The 21,705-nt window shown below is 35.3% G+C and carries 26 protein-coding genes and 2 pseudogenes; 8 read left to right on the forward strand and 20 right to left on the reverse strand.

The window, feature by feature from the left end; all coding sequences use genetic code 11:
• The first annotated feature begins 32 nt into the window (after positions 1 to 32).
• Both NSS97_RS21555 and NSS97_RS21560 read left to right on the forward strand, forming a co-directional pair.
• Positions 33 to 1,715, forward strand: coding sequence for a DEAD/DEAH box helicase (locus NSS97_RS21555; RefSeq protein WP_002015016.1), 1,683 nt, complete (start codon positions 33 to 35; stop codon positions 1,713 to 1,715).
• Entirely contained in the window at positions 1,702 to 2,496 is a 795-nt protein-coding gene (locus tag NSS97_RS21560) for a YqhG family protein (protein WP_341114006.1), read from the forward strand. The genes NSS97_RS21555 and NSS97_RS21560 overlap by 14 nt, the downstream gene beginning before the upstream one ends.
• Before the next feature lie 49 nt (positions 2,497 to 2,545).
• Here NSS97_RS21560 and NSS97_RS21565 read toward each other — a convergent pair whose 3' ends face one another.
• On the reverse strand, positions 2,546 to 2,677 hold the full coding sequence (locus NSS97_RS21565; protein ID WP_002088613.1) for a hypothetical protein: 132 nt from the start codon (positions 2,675 to 2,677) through the stop codon (positions 2,546 to 2,548).
• A gap of 98 nt (positions 2,678 to 2,775) precedes the next feature.
• Positions 2,776 to 3,003: a hypothetical protein gene (locus tag NSS97_RS21570; RefSeq protein WP_000032698.1), complete on the reverse strand. Its 228-nt coding sequence runs from the start codon at positions 3,001 to 3,003 to the stop codon at positions 2,776 to 2,778.
• A 71-nt stretch (positions 3,004 to 3,074) separates the two neighbouring features.
• Between NSS97_RS21570 and NSS97_RS21575 the strand changes: the two are divergent.
• Both NSS97_RS21575 and NSS97_RS21580 read left to right on the forward strand, forming a co-directional pair.
• Positions 3,075 to 3,193, forward strand: a pseudogene (locus NSS97_RS21575) (GTP pyrophosphokinase).
• 128 nt (positions 3,194 to 3,321) lie between these two features.
• Positions 3,322 to 3,957 carry a VC0807 family protein gene (locus NSS97_RS21580; protein ID WP_002015010.1) on the forward strand — a complete coding sequence of 212 codons (636 nt, stop codon included), beginning with the start codon at positions 3,322 to 3,324 and terminating at the stop codon, positions 3,955 to 3,957.
• A gap of 66 nt (positions 3,958 to 4,023) precedes the next feature.
• Here the strand turns inward: NSS97_RS21580 and NSS97_RS21585 are convergent, their stop codons facing one another.
• The 10 genes from NSS97_RS21585 to comGA form a co-directional block, all read right to left on the reverse strand.
• Complete coding sequence (locus NSS97_RS21585; protein WP_002015009.1) at positions 4,024 to 4,224, reverse strand: YqzE family protein; 201 nt, start codon at positions 4,222 to 4,224, stop codon at positions 4,024 to 4,026.
• A gap of 38 nt (positions 4,225 to 4,262) precedes the next feature.
• Positions 4,263 to 4,760: a shikimate kinase gene (locus tag NSS97_RS21590; protein ID WP_107886350.1), complete on the reverse strand. Its 498-nt coding sequence runs from the start codon at positions 4,758 to 4,760 to the stop codon at positions 4,263 to 4,265.
• 151 nt (positions 4,761 to 4,911) lie between these two features.
• Positions 4,912 to 5,562 carry a 2OG-Fe(II) oxygenase gene (locus NSS97_RS21595; protein ID WP_002131210.1) on the reverse strand — a complete coding sequence of 217 codons (651 nt, stop codon included), beginning with the start codon at positions 5,560 to 5,562 and terminating at the stop codon, positions 4,912 to 4,914.
• A 174-nt stretch (positions 5,563 to 5,736) separates the two neighbouring features.
• On the reverse strand, positions 5,737 to 6,108 hold the full coding sequence (gene comGG, locus NSS97_RS21600) for a competence type IV pilus minor pilin ComGG (protein WP_107886349.1): 372 nt from the start codon (positions 6,106 to 6,108) through the stop codon (positions 5,737 to 5,739).
• Positions 6,105 to 6,566, reverse strand: a complete 462-nt coding sequence (gene comGF, locus NSS97_RS21605; RefSeq protein ID WP_107886348.1) for a competence type IV pilus minor pilin ComGF — start codon at positions 6,564 to 6,566, stop codon at positions 6,105 to 6,107. The genes comGG and comGF overlap by 4 nt, the downstream gene beginning before the upstream one ends.
• Entirely contained in the window at positions 6,550 to 6,846 is a 297-nt protein-coding gene (locus NSS97_RS21610) for a hypothetical protein (RefSeq protein WP_016100615.1), read from the reverse strand. The genes comGF and NSS97_RS21610 overlap by 17 nt, the downstream gene beginning before the upstream one ends.
• Positions 6,839 to 7,294: a competence type IV pilus minor pilin ComGD gene (gene comGD / locus NSS97_RS21615; RefSeq protein ID WP_002129089.1), complete on the reverse strand. Its 456-nt coding sequence runs from the start codon at positions 7,292 to 7,294 to the stop codon at positions 6,839 to 6,841. Before comGD ends, NSS97_RS21610 begins: the two co-directional genes overlap by 8 nt.
• Positions 7,291 to 7,590, reverse strand: a complete 300-nt coding sequence (gene comGC, locus NSS97_RS21620) for a competence type IV pilus major pilin ComGC (RefSeq protein WP_002088623.1) — start codon at positions 7,588 to 7,590, stop codon at positions 7,291 to 7,293. The genes comGD and comGC overlap by 4 nt, the downstream gene beginning before the upstream one ends.
• Positions 7,591 to 7,601: 11 nt before the next feature.
• The gene (gene comGB / locus NSS97_RS21625; RefSeq protein ID WP_341114010.1) at positions 7,602 to 8,609 is read right to left on the reverse strand and encodes a competence type IV pilus assembly protein ComGB; all 1,008 of its coding nucleotides are present in this window, start codon (positions 8,607 to 8,609) and stop codon (positions 7,602 to 7,604) included.
• On the reverse strand, positions 8,596 to 9,639 hold the full coding sequence (gene comGA, locus NSS97_RS21630) for a competence type IV pilus ATPase ComGA (RefSeq protein ID WP_107886346.1): 1,044 nt from the start codon (positions 9,637 to 9,639) through the stop codon (positions 8,596 to 8,598). The genes comGB and comGA overlap by 14 nt, the downstream gene beginning before the upstream one ends.
• Before the next feature lie 205 nt (positions 9,640 to 9,844).
• Between comGA and NSS97_RS21635 the strand changes: the two genes are divergently transcribed.
• The 3 genes from NSS97_RS21635 (at position 9,845) to NSS97_RS21645 (ending at position 12,563) form a co-directional block, all read left to right on the forward strand.
• Positions 9,845 to 10,540 (forward strand): helix-turn-helix transcriptional regulator, encoded by a 696-nt coding sequence (locus NSS97_RS21635; protein ID WP_002014995.1) that lies wholly within the window; start codon positions 9,845 to 9,847, stop codon positions 10,538 to 10,540.
• 278 nt (positions 10,541 to 10,818) lie between these two features.
• Positions 10,819 to 11,061: a DUF2626 domain-containing protein gene (locus tag NSS97_RS21640; RefSeq protein ID WP_002088627.1), complete on the forward strand. Its 243-nt coding sequence runs from the start codon at positions 10,819 to 10,821 to the stop codon at positions 11,059 to 11,061.
• A 107-nt stretch (positions 11,062 to 11,168) separates the two neighbouring features.
• Positions 11,169 to 12,563, forward strand: coding sequence for an L-cystine transporter (locus NSS97_RS21645; RefSeq protein ID WP_002138338.1), 1,395 nt, complete (start codon positions 11,169 to 11,171; stop codon positions 12,561 to 12,563).
• Positions 12,564 to 12,643: 80 nt separating this feature from the next.
• Here the strand turns inward: NSS97_RS21645 and NSS97_RS21650 are convergent.
• Positions 12,644 to 13,035: pseudogene (locus NSS97_RS21650) on the reverse strand (hypothetical protein).
• Positions 13,036 to 13,122: 87 nt separating this feature from the next.
• Positions 13,123 to 13,338, reverse strand: a complete 216-nt coding sequence (locus NSS97_RS21655; protein ID WP_002015115.1) for a DUF3912 family protein — start codon at positions 13,336 to 13,338, stop codon at positions 13,123 to 13,125.
• Between the two features lie 252 nt (positions 13,339 to 13,590).
• On the opposite strand from NSS97_RS21655, the gene NSS97_RS21660 reads away from it, so the two are divergent.
• The gene (locus NSS97_RS21660; RefSeq protein ID WP_002165070.1) at positions 13,591 to 13,902 is read left to right on the forward strand and encodes a hypothetical protein; all 312 of its coding nucleotides are present in this window, start codon (positions 13,591 to 13,593) and stop codon (positions 13,900 to 13,902) included.
• Between the two features lie 35 nt (positions 13,903 to 13,937).
• On the opposite strand, the gene NSS97_RS21665 is transcribed toward NSS97_RS21660, so the two are convergent.
• From NSS97_RS21665 to NSS97_RS21690, 6 genes are all read right to left on the reverse strand, one after another.
• On the reverse strand, positions 13,938 to 14,426 hold the full coding sequence (locus tag NSS97_RS21665; protein ID WP_060749606.1) for a hypothetical protein: 489 nt from the start codon (positions 14,424 to 14,426) through the stop codon (positions 13,938 to 13,940).
• A 108-nt stretch (positions 14,427 to 14,534) separates the two neighbouring features.
• Positions 14,535 to 14,912 carry a nucleoside 2-deoxyribosyltransferase gene (locus NSS97_RS21670; RefSeq protein WP_002034029.1) on the reverse strand — a complete coding sequence of 126 codons (378 nt, stop codon included), beginning with the start codon at positions 14,910 to 14,912 and terminating at the stop codon, positions 14,535 to 14,537.
• Positions 14,913 to 15,009: 97 nt separating this feature from the next.
• Entirely contained in the window at positions 15,010 to 15,252 is a 243-nt protein-coding gene (locus NSS97_RS21675) for a DUF3966 domain-containing protein (RefSeq protein ID WP_085960924.1), read from the reverse strand.
• Between the two features lie 95 nt (positions 15,253 to 15,347).
• Positions 15,348 to 16,406, reverse strand: a complete 1,059-nt coding sequence (locus NSS97_RS21680; RefSeq protein ID WP_002067149.1) for an undecaprenyldiphospho-muramoylpentapeptide beta-N-acetylglucosaminyltransferase — start codon at positions 16,404 to 16,406, stop codon at positions 15,348 to 15,350.
• Positions 16,407 to 16,424: 18 nt separating this feature from the next.
• Positions 16,425 to 19,823, reverse strand: a complete 3,399-nt coding sequence (metH, locus tag NSS97_RS21685) for a methionine synthase (protein ID WP_341114015.1) — start codon at positions 19,821 to 19,823, stop codon at positions 16,425 to 16,427.
• Entirely contained in the window at positions 19,823 to 21,655 is a 1,833-nt protein-coding gene (locus NSS97_RS21690; protein WP_107886343.1) for a bifunctional homocysteine S-methyltransferase/methylenetetrahydrofolate reductase, read from the reverse strand. Before NSS97_RS21690 ends, metH begins: the two co-directional genes overlap by 1 nt.
• Positions 21,656 to 21,705 lie beyond the last annotated feature (50 nt).

Genomic DNA, 21,705 nt, shown 5'->3' on the forward strand with positions numbered 1-21,705 from the left:
CACTTTAGTTTATAAAAGGTGGGAGAGTCTTAATGAATGTCGATATTTCCGTAGATCGAACGTGGCAAAACAATTTTTTAAAAAGAATTGATGAAGATGGTCCTTGGACAAATTGGGATTTATATCATTTAGCTTATAAAACAGAGAAATCGTTACTCGTCCCTACTTTTGACGGATTGCAAGCACCGAAACATTTATCACATTTCACGCCGCTTCCACATCAATTAGAGGTCGCTCAAAATGTCATTGAACAAATGAATGGTAAAGCGATTCTAGCAGACGAAGTCGGACTTGGAAAAACGATTGAAGCTGGACTTATTTTAAAAGAATATATGGTTCGAGGACTTGTAAAAAAGGTACTCATTCTCGTTCCAGCTTCTCTCGTATCTCAGTGGGCGTATGAACTAAACACAAAATTTTTTATTCCTGCGGTCGCTCAAAAGAAAAGTTATTCTTGGGAACAAGCTGATGTCATCGTTTCATCAATCGATACTGCGAAACGTTCACCGCATCGCGATATCGTTTTAAACCTAGAGTATGACCTTATTATTATCGATGAAGCACATAAACTAAAAAATAATAAAACAAAAAACTATGAATTTGCACAGCGATTAAAAAAGAAGTTTTGTTTATTACTAACTGCAACTCCTGTTCAAAATAAAATCGATGAAATCTTCAACCTCGTTTCTTTATTAAAACCAGGTCATTTAGGCAATCAATCTAATTTTGAAGAATATTACGCTTCCAAAAATCGTTCCACTGAATCCGATGAAGATTTAAAAGCTCTTATCAATAAAGTAATGGTTCGAAATAGACGCAATAACACTGGCATTGATTGGCCGAAGAGGCATGTACGAACAATCTTCGTTGAATTCAATGAAGAAGAACAAGCTTTGTATAATGAAATTGAAAATTGGCGTGGACAAGATGCCGTCACATCTGCTTTCTCATCCTTAACTTTAAAACGGGAAGCATGTAGTAGTCGTGAAGCTGTTTACTATTCATTAAAAAAACATGTAGAAAAAAGACAGAAAGAAAATGAGCACTACATAAAGGACCCACATATTGATGTGCTGATGGACAAAATTAATCATATTCCGTTCAACTCCAAAGCAAATAAAGCACTAGAGCTTATAAAAGAAGTTGACGATAAAGTCATTATCTTCACTGAATATAGAGCTTCACAAATGTATTTACAATGGTTCTTACAACAACATGGCATTTCCTCTGTTCCATTTCGCGGTGGATTTAAGCGCGGGAAGAAAGATTGGATGAAGGAGCTTTTCCAAAATCATGCCCAAGTATTAATTGCGACCGAAGCTGGTGGTGAAGGAATTAACTTACAATTTTGTAGCCATATGATTAATTACGACTTACCGTGGAATCCAATGCGACTCGAGCAAAGGATTGGACGTATTCACCGTCTTGGACAAAAAAATGATGTTCATATTTATAACTTAGCAACAAAGCACACTGTTGAAGAGCACATTTTAAAACTACTATATGAAAAAATTAATTTATTTGAACGTGTAATCGGTGAACTCGATGAAATTTTAACGAGAATCAACATGAAAAATATTGATGCGCATATTCAAGAAATTTTCGCGCAGTCAAAAAGCGAAGGTGAAATTCGAATCAAGATGGAAAATTTAACATCTATTATCGATTTTGCGAAGCGCAATGAAGCAGAGGTGCAGGACTATGCAGCAAAATGAAATTCATAATTACTTATATAACTTTTTTGAGGCGAATAACTGCGAAATTTTAGAACGTTCCCCTCACCTATTAGACGTGCAGTTAACAATTGAAATGGATAAATTATTAATGAACCGCCCTTTCTATTGGCACTATCTTGAAAAAACAGGAGGCGTTCCGAACCCGATGCGCCTTACTCTTATTACAAATCCAGAAAACGAAGAAAACGACGGTGAACTTATTCATTACGGTTCACCCCGTTTGCATCAAATATTTGAAACAACAAAAGAACTAGGTTCATACATACGTTTATATGAGGAAGTGAAACATAGCGGGGCAACTCATACCCCCCTTCATCCTTGGCTTGGTGTAAATATAAAAGTATCTTATCAATGCGACCGAAAAAAAGACATACTTCATTCCATCGGTATTCATCTTATTTCCGGGACAATGATTGCAAACTTTCACAACACTTTAGCAGAGATCAAACTCACACCGAAAATACCTGACTTTTGTTTTACCCTCTCACCTATCATTAAGCCACAAAGTGGCTTACAACGTATAGAGGATGCTTTAAAAAGTATAATCGCTGAAGATGACCACACGTGGGCAAAAGAAGCGAGAGTGCGTTGGAATCACGATTTAGACCTTTTAAATCGATTTTACGAAGATAGCGATGAACTTCCAGAAAGCTATGAAATTGAAAAGCAAGCATTACAAGAACAATACGAACCACGCATTACAATACAAATTATAAACGGTGGTCTCTTTTATGTTACCGCAAATCATTTTCTATCTTAAAGAAAGCTCCTTCAGATTGAAGGAGCTTCTTTTAAGATATGTTCCCAGCCTATTCTCTATCTTCATTACGCTCTTGCTGTTTTTTCTCTGTCATACGTTTCTGATATGCACGATCCTTTGCACTTACATGGTTTGCATCAGTTGGAAGATTCTCTTTTGAACGACCAATTCCATTACTCATCTTTTTCGCCTCCTTTTTGCATGTTTCAAAATGCATCTTTATTTTCAGCTAGAGGCACAATCCTTATACAAAAAAGTAAGAGCAGCCAGTAGCTGCTCTTACTCATTCACGTATTTTTGAAACATATCATGGATGCCTTGATTTACGAGGTTCGAGATCTGTTCGTCAGATTTATTCGGATAACGATCACGTAATCTGATAGATGCCTTCACCATTAAATTTTCTAATACAGAACGGCCACCTTCTCCATAAATAATTTCAGCATACTTAACCAGTCTTCCATCCTCTAATGTTGCTGGATTATGATTGAAGAAAAATTTACTCATTGTCTCCACCTCTCTTTTGATAACGTTTACATTTATATAGATTATTTATGTTATTTATTTCACAATATTGTATGCATGTATATTTAATTAGTTTCATTATAAAGTAACATATCAATAGTAAATATGTGATTTTCCATCCATTTTGTGAACAAATCAAAAAAATGAAAGCGTTTCCTTTATTATATACTAAAAAAACTTACTACGCTAGGGACAATTTTTTTTAATCTACTAATCATCTACTTTTCTTTTTTTATTAAACCTTATACAATTTTCAGAAATTATATTATAAAATATATGTATGACTTAAGGAGGATTTGTATGAATCAAAATAAAAAAGCTATATTAGATCTTGTCTTTTATCTCGTATTCCCATTCCTCATTTGGAAATTTGCAAAACCTTATATCGATCCTTATTACGCAATGTTAATTTCCTCTGTTCCGGGGATTATTTATACACTGTATACCTTTAAAAAAGAAAAACAGTTTAACGTTACAGGGTTCTTTATTTTAATTACACTCATTTCTAATACAACGGTAGACTTAATATCTGGATCAGCGGAACGAATGCTATGGAATGATGCATATTATCATATCGTACTTGGCTGCATCGTTATATGTACAATCTTTATAAAAAAACCACTTATGTTATATTTCGCAGCGGATATTTCAGCACTGCAAGGTCATGATCGTGATAAAAGTCGTGAGCTTTATCGTGATAGTCGTATATATCCAGCACTGCAATATTTAACACTATTTTTCGGCCTTCAATTTATATTAAAAAGCTTCTTGAAAATCTATTTCATCTCTGTTTTCGGTGTAGATGGATATGGTGAAATGAGAGCTATTATGACCGCTGTTGGCTGGGGTATTTCTATTTGCATCGGAATAGGGTTTGTATGGGTAAATAATAAGATACATGCGGTTACTGAAGAAAAAGAATCTGTGCAACAATAAATAAAGATCCCCTAGCAGCTTATTGCACTAGGGGATCTTTATTTTGCCAGACATATTACGAAAAAGTTAGCTTGATTTTTTTCTTTTATTTTTTACATTTCGATAAAACAAAGCAGCGCTCAGTGGCATAACACCAAACCATTTATTTAAGAATGGCTCTTTCTCCGCACGACGTTGTTGTTTCTGTTGTTTTCGATCCTCTTTTGGAGCATCCATATATGACACAAATTGCTGTGTCACAAAGCGTACATAATCATTAGTAGACATATTATCATCACCTCTACTTGATTAGTATGTCCACTTTTTTATTCATTAATCTTTTGCTTTAATTCATTCATAATTTGCTTTACCGACTTATTTGTCGTATCGATATGAATACCAGCCTCTTCATAATAAGCTCGGCGCGATTCAAATTTCGTTATAAATGCATCTATATCTTTCTTCTGAAATAGTGGACGTGTCGTATCTTCACGAAGCCTTTCTGCAATTACATGTGGATCGCAATATAAATACACAACAGTTCCATTTTCCTTCATCCACTTTCGATTTTCCGCTCGTTCAATAATCCCTCCACCCGTTGTAATAATTACATTCTGAACCGGTAGTGAACGTAACATTTCACTTTCATATTCCCGAAAAGCCATTTCGCCTTCTTCGGCAAAAATATCACGAATTGCCTTCTCTTGCTTCTCTTCAATTTTTTGGTCTGTATCTACAACATCCATATGAAGTTCTTTACTTAACACTTTTCCAATTGTTGTTTTCCCGGCTCCCATATAGCCAGTTATGTATATAGATTTCATTTTTGTTCCTCTCAATCATCCGTTATTATTTGTTATTATAACGAAAGATGTTACTTTATTTAATAAAAAAACGTTTTGTTCTTCTTATGCTATGAAGAACAAAACGTAACATACTCACTATTTTCTCGTAATCAAACAAGCTGGCTCACTTTTACTTATAAGTACCTCTTCTCACCCACTGCGTTGCAATCCATTTCTCGCCCTTCGTAACAGGTGCCCCTCCATGTAACGTAAGCTCATTTAGTGATTGATCTTGATAAAAGTACTCAAAGTATACTGCCATTCCCTTTCTAGGGTGTACAGAAAGATTTAATTTCGGAAAGAATGTTTCTCCGCCTTCTTCTACATCATTTAAGTACATCACAAGAGTACTTATACGATTATTAGCAGCTGATCTACTATGTTCCGCAAAATAATCATAGTGCGCTTTATATTCTTGATCTACTTCATAATTTAAAATGTGCAATCCTTCTCCATGCGCTACAGGAACATTCGTGATAGATGAAATTCGTTTTTCAATCTTCGAAGTTAGTTCATTCTCTTCCAAAAATGCACCACTACTCGTTCGAATATCATTTACATCACGTGATGAACCAACTTTAGAACGTTCCATCTTACTTTTAGACAATTCAATTAATTCATCGCACTCTTCATCACTTAATACATTTGCTAATACGACAATAAGAGGTTCTTCGAATTTTGAAATAATTTGTATTTCCCTATCCTCTGTCATAATCGTATTTCCTTTATGATCAAAAATAGTTTGTTCCTTATTTTCACCTATTTGATTGTTATTTGTCATTTCCTTATCTCCCTAGAAAAAAATGATTGGATAGCATGAATATATCATATTCTTTCTACCTTTCTCTTTTTTGAGAAAATTTAAACTTTTGACCATTATTCTTATCCCTTTCCTCAAAGAAATTGACTCCCTCCACAATAGAAACTCATGGTTCTTCTCCATATATTTTACATATTATCCTTCTACCCAATCAAATATTTTATTATCCTTTTCCCTATACCGAAAGCTCACTGTATAGAAAACTCTCTGTTTTGTAACACATTGCAACGAAATGATAATAACATCATTTTCAAAGACGTACTTTCCACTCACTTCTCCTCTTTCATACTGAAATAAAAAAACATCCTCTTTTTCTTTTTGCTGTAACTCTCTTTTTATATCTGAAATAGCGCGATCAACAAGTTCCTCCATGAAAAAACTTTGTTCTATTTCAGAATAAAAATTTTTATCCGAAAGTAACATATTCGTTTCGTACATCAAAAAAGAAATGAATAAAATAAGAAAAATAATTGTTCCTGGCATTGCAAATCCATCTTGTTTTCTCATGTTTCTATCTCAATTTCACTATAGCGCACAGCCACGCCTTCATATATTTCACCACTTATATCTTTCACATATATATATAACAAATGAGGTGTTAATTTATACGAAATCGCTTCAATCCTTTGTAATATAAATTCCCTTCCGCGCATATTTACTTTTCTTATTAAATTACTATTCAACTTTTCATACGTCACCTGATCACCATTACGAAGTTGGAGGCGTAAAATACTCCCACCGTTTTCTAGCTCTATCTTCCTCCCACTTGATACTTCACGAAACTCTAATTGCATTTGTCCTAAAAATACATCCCACTCCCAGTCATTTAATCCTTTTGAATGTGTATTTTCTATCCCCATAATATGAAGACGCGGTAAAAGTAAAAAGAACAATGATAAAATCAACAAACATGCAATCATTTCTATTAATGTAAATCCCGCTTCTTTTTTATTTTTCCTTTGCATAAAGGCATTGCTCCATCGCTTTTCCTCTCCTATCTTTCCACATCGTACAAACTTCATCTCCTCTCCAATATGTGTAATATACAATTCCTTTTATGACTTGCTCTTTTACTCGCTTTTCCTCATTCTCATACTTAAATAAGGCCGCTTCTTTTTTTAATAATATTAATGCTTTATAGCTCATTTTTATATTTTTTCTTTCTTGCATAATTAATAATGTTTGCGGGAGCAATAACGATGCCGCCATCATTATTAAACTTAACGCTACAACCATTTCAACCATTACTGATCCTTTTTGACACTTCACGATACGTAAATCTCCCTCTTCCAAGCTGAAATACAATCTCATATTTATACCCTCGATAGGAAAGTAAAATCGTACCACCCCTATTAATATTCCCGCTCGGATTATATGTCATTGGATTTGGAAAGGTATGCAAATCCATTTGGACATCTTTATCATATTCTCTCTTAACAATTAAAAGGTCTGTCTCCGATTCCGAAATATAATACATCTGTTTCCCTTTAAACCAGCGTAACGTATAATGTTGTTGACGCTTAATCGCCAACTGCTGCATATACAAAATATCATTTGAAAACTGTTTCAAAAACTGCTCAACTTTTTGTTTTTCATGTAATGAAGTAACGTTAAAATGCGTAACAACACTCAGTACAGAAATAGCAAATAAGACAAGTAGCATTTCTAAAAGAGTAAAACCTTTTTGCTTCACGATTTCCCAGCTGATACCGTACCATCATCGGAAATATGGATTGGTTCACCTTTCGGGCAAGTTTTTGAAGTAATATACTTTCCTGTTTCAAGTTCCTCTATTGATGGAATCTTATTATGTTGCAAGTGATATGCTTGTATCTGTGCTTCTATAGATTTCACATAGGCTGCACATCCTTTTCCTTGGACGGATGAGCGCTGTGTAACTACATTTGGAATAATTAATAGTAATAATACAGTTATGACAACCATAACTAATAACATTTCTAAAAGAGTAAAGCCCTCCTCATTCTGCATGTAAATGCCCCCTATATAGAATTCATCATTTGAAACATCGGCATAATCATCGCTAAGTACATCAAAATGACTATAACCCCAAGACATGTAAATAAAATGGGTTGAATCACAAATAACATACGTTTAATTTTTTGTTCTACCTTTTCAATAATGAGCTCACTGTAATCACCAAGCTCATTTGCTAAATTACCGTTTGCTTGTCCATGCGTAATGATATAAGAAAGTTCTTTCTCGTAATAACCGCTTTTATCAATAATAGATTGTAACGGTTCTCCTGCAATTAATTGCCGCTCAATTCGGTCTGCTTCATACTGAAAGAACGGATGATACTTTTGCTTCATCATTATTGTTAATGCTTCGTGTACCGACAATCCACCGTGTAATAAACCACTTAATTGAGTGGAAAAATAATGCGAATGATTTAAAATAAGAAATGTTTTCATAAGGGGAATACGGATCATAATCTTTACCTTTTGAGTAGGCGGAAGTTTTCGGAAATAAAATATATATAAACTAAATCCCGTTATAACGATAAGAACAATCATATAAATGAAGTAGGGTAATAATTTAATTGCAACTAAAATTTGCTCCGTAAGTGGTGGTGCTGTAGAACGTAAAGAACTATACATCATTTCAAACTGAGACAATAAAATGAGGTTAAAAACAGAAAGCATAATCATTAAAAAAAATGATAAAAACATAGGATATCGCATTACTTTCATCATATCTTTCCTATATTTATCTTTCTTGTAAAGAAGTACGCTCCCTTGTTGCAAAGCAAAAGAAATGTCACCATGTCGCTCTGCATAAAACAAATAACTTAACATCTCAGAGTGAAACATTAATTGGTGAAAAGAAGCGTGCAAACTTTGTCCATTTTTCAATCCCTCGATCATACGCTGTAACTGCAAAAATTCTAACGCCTGCAAAAGTGAGTAACCTTTCTCTAATAAATCACTTAATCTTTTACATAATAATGCTTGATCACTTAAACTCCATTTTCTCTTAAACATATACATCTTCTTCTAAAAATCCTAAAGCATACCCTTTTCGAACCGACGATTCCAACGTTTTATAGTGATACGTAACATGTTCTCCACTTGCTTCTTTAATCGCTTGTTTTAATTCATATCCATATAACAGTTCATAAATGCTTGCCTGTCTCACTTTCCTCATTGATTTACATAAAGCTGCACACTTCCCTCTGCAAAATGGACATTTTAATTCGACGAGCCGCTGAGCAGCTACTGCTAATAATGATTGTTCAATTTCTTGCCTTGTAATACCATAATCCATAAATCGTAGTATCGCTCCTTTCGCATCATTTGTATGCAAGGTTGTCATTACTAAATGTCCCGTCAAACTGGCCCTTACAGCTACTTTTGCTGTTTCTTCATCACGAATTTCGCCAACTAAAATAATATCTGGATCATGACGCAAAATAGCCTTTAATCCCGTTTTATATGTGATACCAGCTTTTTCATTTATTTGAATTTGTAATAAACCGTCTTTTCTTTGCTCAACTGGATCTTCCAGTGTAATGATGCGACGTGTTTGCCATTTTCTAGCTACTTCTAATAACGCATACATTGTTGTTGTTTTTCCAGAACCAGTTGGCCCAGTAAATACGAGTAACCCATGAGAATGCTTTAAAAAAGAGAGTAATTTTTCCGCTGAACTTGGAAATAACGAAAGATGAGACAGTGGCTGTACAGATGCTTGTAAATGGAGGCGAATAACGAGACTTTCTTGATATACTGTTGGAAGTGTTGAAAGGCGTAAATACACTTCTTTTCCATCAATTTGTAAGTACAACGAACCATTTTGAGGTTTTCTCCTCTCTCCTATATCCATTGATGCTAAAAATTTAAAGTGTGAAACAAGCTTTTCTCCAAATTCTTTCTCAATACACCGTTTCGTAATTAAATCTTTTCCAATACGTAATTGAATCGCCACATCCTTCTGCCTGGGCACAATATGTAAGTCCGATGCTTGCACCCTACAAGCTTCTTTCATAATCATATTTGCAAAAAGCTCGACACTATTCATCAAGTTTCCCTCCTCACTATGTATATATCATAAAAAAATGCACAAGAAAAATTAGAGATTTTGTATTTTCACTAAGAGAAAAAGGGAAAATATGTTTGTGAAATTATGAACAATTTCCGAATTATTGTCTGAAATTACCTATATAGAAGTTTATCTGTATTATAATGTTAATATCTTGGATAAAGTGATAAAGGTGGAGATCCTCATGGAACAAGCTTTAAAAATTACAGGTGTATTATCTGACCCTACTCGTTATTATATTTATAAATATATTTCGCAAAAACATAATTACGTAACTGTACAAGAAATTGCAGATGAGTTTAATATTCATCCAAACGTAGCGCGTTTACATTTATCTAAATTAGAAGATGTTAATATGCTCAAATCAGAAACAAAAAAAACTGGGAAAGGCGGCAGACCAAGCAGACTATACGTCTTGTCTCAAGATGTCATCCAGTTACAATTCCCATTTCGCGATTATCAATTATTAGCGCAGATAGCATTTAATTCACTGCTAAGCTTAGGTAGTGCTGGTGAAAAAGCGCTATATGAAACAGGGAAACAATTCGGCAAAGAATTAATGCAACAACATATGCATCGCTTAAATGTCAGTGCAGAAGCATTGACGATAGAACAAAAAATGCTAATCGCAAAAGAAGCATTCTCAACAGCTGGCTTATCCCCTGCTTTTGAATTAAGTACAGATGGCACAAAAATTTTCTATGATGTACACAATTGCCCATTTAAAGAAGTTGCTGCGCATCATCCGACTGAAATTTGTAATATGCACGGAGATATGATGAAGGGGATTTTTGAAATCCTATTCCCGAACGTGGAATTAACACGAAACGATAGTCTACTAGATGGCTGCAAATCTTGTAACTATAAAGTGAAACTATAATCAGTGGGGGGTGTTCTTCCCCCACTGATTATTAGCCCTCACCAATCGGGCTTTTACGGGCAGTTATCTCCCACCTAACTTCCTCGCATTTGCCGAATTTTGAGGTGGGAGTTTTACTGCCCGTTAATGCGGGATAAAATTCAAATTTAGTTTTTCAACTAAGAAGAAGTCAATATTATAATTGGCTTCTTTTTATATGAATGAATATTTACAATAGTTAGAAAAATAAACTATAATGAAAAGAGGTTTTACTTTTTTTAGAAAAGGAGGGAGATGGCATGGAGCGCATGTTTCGCGTTCTCGGCTTTTGGACTGGAATTTTCTCGGTTATGTTTTACGTAGGGGATATGCATTCGGCCGCACTACTATTTTTAGGACAAACAGGATTCTTCGTACTTTTAAGTTATTTAAAATTAACAGAGCGTATGTATATATACGTATTCGGGGCATATTTAACCGTTTTCTTCATCGGATTTACATGGTACACAACATTTTTACTTGTCCCTGGAGCTGGGCATTAAGAGATGGCAAATTGCCATCTTTTTTTTAATTCCGCAATTCCCTAGTTGACTTATAGGTTTTATTACCTTATATTCTATATAACACATTGGAATTGGGGGGAATCAACATGAATACACTGCTTGTCGGGATTAACATCACAGTCATGCTCATTTTAGTTGGCGTATTGTATTATATGCAACGTAAGCATGTATCTTTTAATAAACGTGTATTTACTGCTTTAGGAGTCGGAATTATCTTTGGTCTTATATTACAATTTATTTATGAACCTACTTCTAAAGTAATTATCGAATCAAATACCTGGTTTAGTTTAATTGGTAACGGTTATGTGAAATTACTTCAAATGATCGTTATGCCACTTATTTTAGTATCTATTATTTCAGCATTTACAAAATTACAATTAACGAAAAACCTTGGTAAAATCAGTGGTCTTATTATCGGAATTTTAATTCTTACTACAGGAATTGCCGCAGCTGTCGGTATAGCTGCAAGCGCAGGATTTGATGTATCAGCAACAGGATTACAACAAGGTGATGCAGAATCTGCTCGTCTGAAATTAGTAGAAGAAAGATTTACTTCTATTGAAAAGACAACAATTCCAGACAAATTGTTAGAGCTGTTGCCTACGAATCCTTTTCTTGATTTAACAGGTGCTCGTCCAACATCAACAATTTCTGTTGTAATATTTGCAGCCTTTATCGGGATTGCCTTTATAGGTGTAAAACGAAAATATCCAGAACAAGCAGAGCTATTTAAGAAAATGCTTGATGCTGTATATGCAATCGTAATGCGTATGGTAACATTAATTTTACGTCTTACTCCATACGGCGTATTAGCTCTTATGGCAAAGACAGTTGCTGGTAGCGATATTAACGCTATTTTAAAACTTGGTAACTTCGTGTTAGCATCTTACGTAGCTCTTATCGTAATGTTTATCATTCACTTATTATTAATCGCATTATCTGGTTTAAATCCAATTCAATATTTGAAAAAAGTGTTCCCTGTATTAACATTTGCATTCACATCTCGCTCTAGTGCTGGTGCAATGCCATTAAATATTGAAGCTCAAAAAGAAAAGCTTGGTATTTCTGAAGGAATCGCTAACTTCGCTGCATCCTTTGGGGTATCTATCGGTCAAAACGGTTGCGCAGGTATTTATCCAGCAATGCTTGCTATGATGGTCGCTCCAACTGTAGGAATTGATCCATTACAACCACAATTCATTTTAACTTTAATCGCTGTCGTTGCTATTAGCTCATTCGGTGTTGCCGGTGTTGGTGGCGGTGCAACATTCGCAGCGTTAATCGTACTATCTACAATGAACTTACCAATCGGCATTGTCGCTCTTGTTATCTCAGTTGAACCATTAATCGATATGGGTCGTACAGCTCTTAACGTAAGTGGTTCTATGACAGCTGGTCTTATTTCTAGTAAATGGCTTGGTGAATTAGATCAGGATACGTACAATCAAGATGATGTAAAAACTGGTGAGATTGCTTCATAATAAAAAAGGACGCTAACAATTTATACTGTTAGCGTCTTTTTTATTATGTTCCATCTCTATACATCTTCTCTTGAAAGTTATCACTCCAAGTATTCTTCTAGTTGCTCTTTTAACTCTTCCTCAATCTCATAACAAGATTCATCAACAAGTTCCCCTACTTTCTTCCCCCCCAAACTCTCGACTGATTTGGCATCCCTAAAAAAGTATTTTCGCATCTCCAAATTGGAATAATGTAAAATTCAATCATCTCTCCTTCTTCATCTAATACCGCTATAGAAACTGATGAATAATATCCTATTTCAAAGTGATTCTCTTTTTCTCTTTCAAATCCCATATCTAATTTCATATTTTTCCCTATGTATAAATGCGAATACGCTTTAAAAAATCCAAGTGATATTCGCTCTATTTCCTTTTCCATACATTTAATGTTCTCTTTCAACTCCAATGTAAACTCTTGTTCTTTATAATTCATTTCCGTCTCCCCACACATAGAAAAAGAGAATATAATAACATATTCTCTTTTCTCAAATATATTTCATTATCTCACAGCCCGTCCCTTTCACAAATAACCATTTTGCTCGCACCATGTATGAAATTGTCCTACATCTACTCCAACTAACACGATATCCTTTAGCTCTACATCAATACTTTGTTCTCCAATTACAATAGCAAAATGGGATTCTAATTGTTTTTCATTTTTCTTTACAGTTCCAATTCGGTTCCGATGCGGCCCATCTTTTATATATGCTTTTTGTCCTACAATATCAAAGTTCAAGATTCTCACCTCTTTTACTGCGCTCAAATTGGAAATACAATCTCCACCTCGGAAAATTTCCTTTCATTGCACTATTTCTCTATATATATGACGAAACAATAAAAGAGTCCTTCCTTCTTTACAATTATTTTTTCTTTGTTTCATTTTTATGATTGAAACGTAAAGTTTATAATAAAATACACTTGGAAGCGCTTTCTACGTAATTTTTTATGTTATAATATAAAAGTAGAACTTCGTAAAGAGGGTTAAAAAATGAATATAAACATGATTAACAAAGTAATTGAAGCATTAAAAGTATATGGCTTTCAGGATGTATCATTCTGTGAAGAAACGAAGCAATTTTTATTTCATAACGAAACCGATATTATGAGCGGCTATGCAGAAATAACATATAGTAGTCAATTCGAAAAATTTAACGTACAAATTCATCCAATTGAAACGCATCACCAAGCAGAGTTACAAGAGGTTGAAAGACATATACAAGCTTGCATACGAAAAGTAGAGTATTTAAATGCACTTCTTACTGGACAAACAAAGCTAGATGATAAAATTATTATTATGTAAAAAAAAAGAACGTGAAGCTATCACGTTCTTTTTCATTATACGTTCATTTTCTCCTTCAGCTGTAATCCTGTAACAGATTCTAATACATCCATCGCTTCTTCAAACGTCATATCAAAAATTGTCTTCTCTTCTATATAGGGAAACTGTCTAAAGCGCTTTTCTAACATTTTCACTGCATCCGATGTGAAGTTTGCGCTATCAATGCCAAATTCTGTTTCAAGAAGCACAATCCAATCTAACACATGAAAACCTAATCCATTTACGAATGAAATAAGTTTTTCTTCTGGCTGTGGAGATAAGAATACGTTTCGCTCCAGCTCACTGAAAAGTTCTTCTCCTAAAATTCCTGCTAACTCATCATCATGTTCGCGTTCAATAATCTCTTCATAACCGTAATCATCAACAAGCTCTTCTACTTCTTCACTATCCGCAAAAAGCAATTGACTAAGAATTGCATCTTTCTTAAATTCACTGTTTTGTACAACCTCTAAAAAACTTGTTTCCCATCCATTTTCTAATTTCATATTTATAACTCCTTTATATGCTTTACTTATAATAACTGTGCCCAAAATAGCCTAATGGTAACCTTCACTCTTTTTTTGCAAGAAATATTTCTCGCTGCATTCCCACGTCTAACATTCCACTTTATTCAATATATATGAGACAAGCCCCTCAATTTCTCCTTCGAAAATATCAACTTCTCGTAAATGGTAGAATGTCGTTTGCAACTCATTGCCCTTGTGATATATATAAATTTTCTTTTCTAAAGCAATTGCCATCCCTAATTCTGTATGACTTCCATTCCCACCCTCTAGTATGAGTAAGAAAACATCAGCTTCTCGTATCGCTTCTTGTTCTTCTTCACCAATCTTTTGCAATTGTTCTCTATTGGTTGCTCTTTCATTTTTCGTCCAATCATATGTATGCTGCCATCCCACTTCTTTCAACTGGCTTGATACGAAACGAACAAGATGTTTATTTTGAAATCCTGAAGCAATATAAAATTTCATTTATATTCACTCCTTAAATATGTATGGGGAAACTCCTTTTTTAGCGTTAATGGGATTTTTTCAAAAAAAATCCCCATCCTTAGAACTTATTTGCGTTTCAATGATGGGGTGCCTCATGATCTTCTTTTATTTTTTGTTTTTTATAACTTTCATCAGCTAACATTTCTAGTTCAGCTGTTATTTCTGATTTTTCAAGCTCTCGTTCTTGTGAAAATTTCCGTGAAATATAAACAATAACACTACCAACGTACAACACAAAGCATATAATAAGTGCAGTATTTTCATAGAGACTTAGCTCCAACACAGTCACTCCTAATCCATTCGTATTTTCACGCTTAATCAATTGGAATTTCCCTATTAACCATTTGTTATTGTAACATAAAAATATCAATTCTTGGAATCTTTCATCCTACTAAAAAAGACATGATTGTTTAATCATGCCTCTGAAATATGTTGAATGATAGTTTTAATCGCTTCTTTTCCATTATATTTTTTTAATGCTGTTTTATACGTCTCATTATTATGAGATAGCTCTTCTATATGCTTTATAAGTGAGTTCACCGTTACATCCTCTTCATATAATACCGATGCATACCCTTGTCTTTTAAAGGATTCAGCATTTAAAATTTGATCTCCACGGCTTGCAAATTTCGATAACGGAATTAAAACCATAGGCTTTTGCATTGTTAAAAATTCAAAAATCGCGTTGGATCCCGCACGTGAAATAACAAAATCTGTTGCTGCTAATATATCCGGCAACTCTTCATGTACATATTCAAATTGTCTATATCCTTCTTTATTTTGTAAGGATTCATCAAGATTTCCTTTTCCGCAAAGATGCACAATTTGATAATTTTTCAGAAGATCTGGAAGTGCCGATCGAACCGTTTCATTAATTTTCTTTGCGCCTAAACTTCCTCCCATAACAGTAATAACTGATTTCTTCCGGGAAAACCCTAGAAACTTTAAACCTTTTTCAAGATTTCCTCTTAGTACGTCTTCACGTACAGGCGATCCTGTATATATTACTTTTTCTTTCGGTAAATGTTTCGCTGCTTCTTCAAATGTAACAAATATTTTCGAGGCAAAACGGAGCGCAATTTTATTTGCTAGTCCAGGTGTCATATCAGATTCATGTAATAAAACTGGCACCCTATTTAGCCACCCTCCTATTACGACTGGTACGGATACGAAACCACCTTTTGAAAAAATAACATCCGGTTTTAGTTTACGAATTGTTACGTACGCATCCATAACACCCTTCATCACGAGAAAAGGATCTTTTATATTTTTCAAATCAAAATAACGACGTAGCTTCCCGCTTGCAATACTATGGTATGGGATTCCTTCTTTTTCTATAATCGTTTTCTCAATCCCTTGATGAGAACCAATATAAGAGATATCCCAGTTCTGCTTTTGTAAATGTGGAATAATTGCTAAATTAGGTGTTACATGCCCGGCCGAACCGCCACCTGTAAAGACTATTTTTTTCATACGTCTCCCCCTTCTACACTATAGTACACTAAAATACCTTGCCTCAGGGTGAGAAAACACCATAGCCGTTACAGACGCTTCTGGCTCCATCATAAATCCTTCTGTTAATGAAATACCTATTTCTTCTGGATGAATTAAGCGAAATAATTTTTCTTGATCAGCAAGTTCTGGGCATGCTGGATAACCAAATGATACGCGTATTCCTCTATATTTTGTACGGAATCTCTCTTCCATCGTCAGTTCAGGTGAATCTGGAATTCCCCAACGATCACGAATGAGCATATGTGTTTTTTCAGCAAGTCCTTCTGCTAATTCAAGTGCTAACGACTGAATCGCATGACTGCGTAAATAATCTCCCTTCGCCTTCCATTCCTCTGCAATATCTCGAACCCCTTCTCCAACGGTAACAGATAAGAAAGCGACATAATCCATCTCATCTCCAATCGGGCGTATATAATCTCCTAAAGTACGGTATGGTGCTTTCCCTTGTCTCGGAAATTCAAATCGCTCTATAATACGTGTGTGATCTTCCGGATCGTATATAATTATATTTTGTCCATCACTTTGCGCCGGGAAAAATTGATACACCGCTTTTGGGCGTAACCAAGATTGTCCTTCTTGTAATAATTCATCAATTAAATCATTTAGCTCATGTGCTCTTTTATCCCCTTCTTGCAAGAGTTTTTTTACGTTTCCTTTTAACCCAAGATGGTGTCCAATTAACATTTGTCTATTTAAAAACGGTGCAAGATGGAGGGCAGGAATATCCCGTAATACAACTCGTTTCGTCGAATCTGGTATCATAACAGTTGCTTTTGGCAACGGCTCAATAACTGCGGGAATTTCTATTTTTTTCTCCTCTTGTTTCACAATATGAAGATGGCGTTCCTTTTTATCTCGCTTCATCTTTTCACGTTCTTCTTCTTTTTGTAATTTGTTAATAATATCAAGACCTGTCATTGCATCACTTGCATAACATACGAGCCCTTTATAAGATGGAGAAATACGATTATCTGTAAATTTCCTCGTTAGTGCTGCACCACCTACAACAATTGGAATATCAATATTCGCTGCTTTTAAATCTTCAGCAGTCGTTACCATTTGTTGCGCTGATTTTACTAACAAACCAGAAAGGCCAATAATATCAGGTTTCTTTTCTTGTACTTCTTGAACAATTCGATCCGAACGAACATTAATTCCTAAATTAATAATTTCATATCCGTTATTTGATAAAATAATTTCAACAAGGTTTTTCCCAATATCATGTACGTCTCCTTTAACAGTCGCTAATAATACTTTCCCTTTTTTTGCACTCTCACTAGATTCCATATGTGGCTCTAAATAACTTACGGCAGCTTTCATACTTTCAGCACTTTGCAATACTTCAGCAACGATAAGCTCATTACCATTAAATAATCGCCCCACCTCATCCATTCCTGTCATAAGCGGCCCGTTAATAATATCCAGAGGTTTTCGTCCTTCTGTAAGCGCGAGACTTAGATCTTCTTGTAGTCCTTGCTTCGTACCTTCCACAATATAATTTGCCAGTCGTTCATCAAGCGTTAGCGTTTCTTGTGTAGCGACTTCTTTCTTTTTGGCAACACGGTAAAAGTTTGTGAATTTTTCTAACGTCTCTTTCGTCGTTTCAAATAATAATGCATCCGCAAGACGTTTTTCTTCCTCTGGAATTAACGCATAGCGTTCTAATTTTTCCGTATTAACAATCGCATAATCTAATCCTGCTTTCGTTGCATGATATAGAAAGACAGAGTTTAATACTTCACGTCCAGCTGGTGGTAAACCAAAAGATATATTACTCACACCTAGAATCGTTAAACATTCTGGTAACGCTTCTTTAATAAGACGAATTCCTTCTATAGTCGCTGCCGCTGAACCTATATATTCTTCATCACCTGTTCCTACAGGAAACACAAGCGCATCAAAAATAATATCAGATGGGCGTATACCATACTTTTTCGTTAGTAATTCATAGCTTCTTTTAGCAATCTCTATCTTTCTTTCTGCACTAACTGCCATACCATCTTCATCAATTGTCCCTACAACTATCGCAGCACCGTATTTCCGAAGAAGGGGTGTCACTTTTTCAAAACGTTCTTCTCCATCCTCTAAATTAATAGAATTGATAACACCTTTTCCTTGAATATAAGTAAGAGATTTCGCCATAACATTTTCATCTGTTGAATCAATCATAATCGGTACTTTTAACACTTTCGTAACTTCTGCCAAGAATCTTTCCATATCTTCTATTTCATCACGATCAGGGTCTGCCATACAAATATCAATAATATGAGCATTTTTCTTCACTTGCGCTCTTGCCACTTCAGCAGCCTCTTCAAATTTCCCTTCTGCTACTAATCTTTTAAACTTACGCGATCCAATTACATTCGTCCTTTCTCCAACAAATAAAGGCCTCATAGAATCATCATATTGCAACGCTTCTAGTCCACTAATTCCATGTCCAACCCTTTCATGATGCTCACGAGGATTAATCGAGGCAAGCGCCGATTTCATTACACGTATATGTTCTGGTGTTGTGCCACAACAACCACCAATAATATTAATCCATCCTTCTTCAGCAAAACGTTTTACTTTTTCAGCAAGTGACGCTGGAGATTCGTGATAATGCCCATCTTCATCAGGAAGACCAGCGTTTGGATAACACGAAATATAACACTCTGATAAATCAGATAGGGAACGTATATGTTCCCTCATAAATTCTGGACCAGTAGCACAGTTTAATCCAACCGATAATGGCTTCATATGCTCTACCGATAAATAAAAGGCTTCGATCGTTTGACCCGCTAAAGTCGTTCCCATCGGTTCAATTGTTCCAGAAATCATAATAGGTACTATTTTGTTTAGTTCTTCAAACGCCGATTGAATTCCAATGTACGCAGCTTTCACATTACGCATATCTTGACTCGTTTCAACGAGTAATACATCAACTTCTCCTCTTAATAGTCCTCTCGCTTGCCTTGTATAGGCTTCAATTAACTCTTCAAAAGTCACACCACCTGTAACACTAATCGCTTTCGTCGTTGGCCCCATCGCTCCCGCAACATACACTTCTTTCCCACTTTCTTTAACCGCTTGCTTCGCCAAAAGCGCTGCCCTTTCGTTTAACTCTTCATCTAAATGAGACAATGCATAATCACTTAATACAATATTTGTTGCACCAAACGTATTCGTTTCAATAATATCTGCTCCAGCTTCAATGTAGACTTTATGAATATTTAAAATAACATCCGGTCTTGTTTTTACTAAATATTCATTACAACCTTCGTATTCTTCTCCTCCAAAATCTTCCGCTGTTAAGTCTTCTTGCTGGATCATCGTTCCCATTGCACCATCTAATATTAAAATTTCATGTTGTAATCTCTCTTCTATTCGTTTCATCAATTAATACCTTCTTTCACTTCTTTCTTTTCTCTCACATATTTCACGAGATGTTCTGTAATTTCATATTTTAAAAACGGTGTAATAAGATAAATACCGTTAAAGTATTTCATCGCCGCATCGATCAACTCTTGTGAAATACGAATCCCTTCCTCTATGGCTGCCTCTTTCGTTTCATGTCCATCCATTCTTTGTCTTATCTCTTCAGGGAGAGTAATACCCGGCACTTCAAAATGAAGAAAATCTGCGTTCCGCTTACTTACCAACGGCATAATTCCAATAAAGATAGGTTGTTCCAAATGCTTTGTCGCTTCATATACTTCTTCTATTAAAGCAACATCATATATCGGCTGCGTTAAGAAATATTCAGCACCAGCATCAATTTTTCGTTCCATTCGCTTGACCGCTGCTTTTAAATGCCTTACATGAGGATTGAATGCACCTCCGACAGAAAATCTTGTTGCCGGACCAATTGATTTCCCTAAAATAGAGCGTCCGTCGTTCATCTCTTTAATCATTTTAATGAGCTCTATCGATGACAAATCATATACAGAAGTTGCACCTGGGAAATCACCAACGCGCGCTGGATCACCAGTTAAAGCTAGCACTTCCTCCATACCTAATGCTGATAATCCAAGTAAGTGAGACTGTAGTCCAATGACGTTATGGTCTCTACACGTTAAATGCGTCAATACTGGAATATCATGCTTCGTTAATAATGCACCCATAGCCATATTCGAAACACGAGGAGATGCTAATGAATTATCTGCTAGAGTAATAGCATCCGCTCCAGCCCTTTTCAGTGCTCTTGCCCCTTCAAAAAAACGCTGCGTGTCTAACGTTTTCGGTGGATCTAATTCCACTACAACTGTCGTTTGTTTCTTTGCCTTTTCTGCTAGAGTAACATGAGCTCTCGAACGCTTCTCATGTGTATGGACCACTTTAGGCCTTTGAATCGTCTCCTTTGCTATTACAGGTGCAACATTTGCAATAGCACGTTTCATTCCTTCAATATGTTCCGGGGTAGTACCACAACAACCACCTAATAAACGAATACCTTGTTCAATAAATTTCGGTGTCATTTCTTCAAAATACGCTGGACTTCCCTCATATACGTAACGCCCTTCCACATAATTCGGGAGACCTGCATTCGGATATGCTGATAAATAGCCATTTTGAGGAATCGATATCATTTTGAAAGCTTCCGTCATGTGAAGCGGGCCTAGTTGACAGTTCAACCCAACAACATTGGCACCGTAATCTAAAAGCTGTTTTAATATTTCATTGACATCATTCCCATTTTGAGTCGTACCTGCCTCATGTAACGCTAACTGAGCAACAATCGGAATATTCGTTTGTTTACGCAATACTTTAACCGCATGCAATAATTCAAATTCATCATAAAAAGTTTCTAATAGTAATCCATCAACCTGTTCTTCTAGTAAAGCACCTGCCTGCTCAAGTAACATAAATTCTCGCTCTATATCAGTCGTTGTAACAGCACCAATATGTTTCATACCTCCAATTGTCCCTAAAATTGCATTCCGATCTGTTACTGATGCTTTCGCAATATTCACTGCCGCTTTATTAATTTGGACAACTTGATTTTCTAGACCATACATGCGGAGTTTCGCTTCATTCGCACCATACGTATTCGTTTGAATAACATCCGCTCCAGCAGCTACATATTGTTTATGGATCGATATAATTAAGTCCGGATCAGACAAATTCAATTCTTCAAAACTACTTTGTAAACCATGCGAATGTAATAACGTTCCAACCGCACCATCACCTATTACAATTCCTTTTGATAATAAATCTAGTAATTTCACGAATCTCCCTCATTTCTATCAATATAAAAACCCCCTCTTCACTTTGAAGA

Source organism: Bacillus sp. FSL R12-0074 (genome assembly GCF_038005725.1).
In the GTDB taxonomy this organism is placed as follows: Bacteria; Bacillota; Bacilli; order Bacillales; family Bacillaceae_G; genus Bacillus_A; species Bacillus_A mycoides.

Bases quoted from the DNA above. Each gene is read 5' to 3' on its own strand.
- NSS97_RS21680 (WP_002067149.1), bottom strand. From the start codon at position 16,406: ATGAAAAAAATAGTCTTTACAGGTGGCGGTTCGGCCGGGCATGTAACA.
- NSS97_RS21580 (WP_002015010.1), top strand. From the start codon at position 3,322: ATGAATCAAAATAAAAAAGCTATATTAGATCTTGTCTTTTATCTCGTA.
- NSS97_RS21670 (WP_002034029.1), bottom strand. From the start codon at position 14,912: ATGAAATTTTATATTGCTTCAGGATTTCAAAATAAACATCTTGTTCGT.
- NSS97_RS21665 (WP_060749606.1), bottom strand. From the start codon at position 14,426: ATGAAATTAGAAAATGGATGGGAAACAAGTTTTTTAGAGGTTGTACAA.
- metH (WP_341114015.1), bottom strand. From the start codon at position 19,823: ATGAAACGAATAGAAGAGAGATTACAACATGAAATTTTAATATTAGAT.
- NSS97_RS21595 (WP_002131210.1), bottom strand. From the start codon at position 5,562: ATGACAAATAACAATCAAATAGGTGAAAATAAGGAACAAACTATTTTT.
- NSS97_RS21660 (WP_002165070.1), top strand. From the start codon at position 13,591: ATGAATATAAACATGATTAACAAAGTAATTGAAGCATTAAAAGTATAT.
- NSS97_RS21585 (WP_002015009.1), bottom strand. From the start codon at position 4,224: ATGTCTACTAATGATTATGTACGCTTTGTGACACAGCAATTTGTGTCA.
- NSS97_RS21610 (WP_016100615.1), bottom strand. From the start codon at position 6,846: ATGGTTGAAATGGTTGTAGCGTTAAGTTTAATAATGATGGCGGCATCG.
- comGF (WP_107886348.1), bottom strand. From the start codon at position 6,566: ATGCAAAGGAAAAATAAAAAAGAAGCGGGATTTACATTAATAGAAATG.
- NSS97_RS21560 (WP_341114006.1), top strand. From the start codon at position 1,702: ATGCAGCAAAATGAAATTCATAATTACTTATATAACTTTTTTGAGGCG.
- comGG (WP_107886349.1), bottom strand. From the start codon at position 6,108: ATGAGAAAACAAGATGGATTTGCAATGCCAGGAACAATTATTTTTCTT.
- NSS97_RS21565 (WP_002088613.1), bottom strand. From the start codon at position 2,677: ATGAGTAATGGAATTGGTCGTTCAAAAGAGAATCTTCCAACTGATGCA.
- comGB (WP_341114010.1), bottom strand. From the start codon at position 8,609: ATGTATATGTTTAAGAGAAAATGGAGTTTAAGTGATCAAGCATTATTA.
- NSS97_RS21635 (WP_002014995.1), top strand. From the start codon at position 9,845: ATGGAACAAGCTTTAAAAATTACAGGTGTATTATCTGACCCTACTCGT.
- comGC (WP_002088623.1), bottom strand. From the start codon at position 7,590: ATGCAGAATGAGGAGGGCTTTACTCTTTTAGAAATGTTATTAGTTATG.
- NSS97_RS21555 (WP_002015016.1), top strand. From the start codon at position 33: ATGAATGTCGATATTTCCGTAGATCGAACGTGGCAAAACAATTTTTTA.
- comGA (WP_107886346.1), bottom strand. From the start codon at position 9,639: ATGAATAGTGTCGAGCTTTTTGCAAATATGATTATGAAAGAAGCTTGT.
- NSS97_RS21590 (WP_107886350.1), bottom strand. From the start codon at position 4,760: ATGAAATCTATATACATAACTGGCTATATGGGAGCCGGGAAAACAACA.
- NSS97_RS21640 (WP_002088627.1), top strand. From the start codon at position 10,819: ATGGAGCGCATGTTTCGCGTTCTCGGCTTTTGGACTGGAATTTTCTCG.
- NSS97_RS21570 (WP_000032698.1), bottom strand. From the start codon at position 3,003: ATGAGTAAATTTTTCTTCAATCATAATCCAGCAACATTAGAGGATGGA.
- NSS97_RS21645 (WP_002138338.1), top strand. From the start codon at position 11,169: ATGAATACACTGCTTGTCGGGATTAACATCACAGTCATGCTCATTTTA.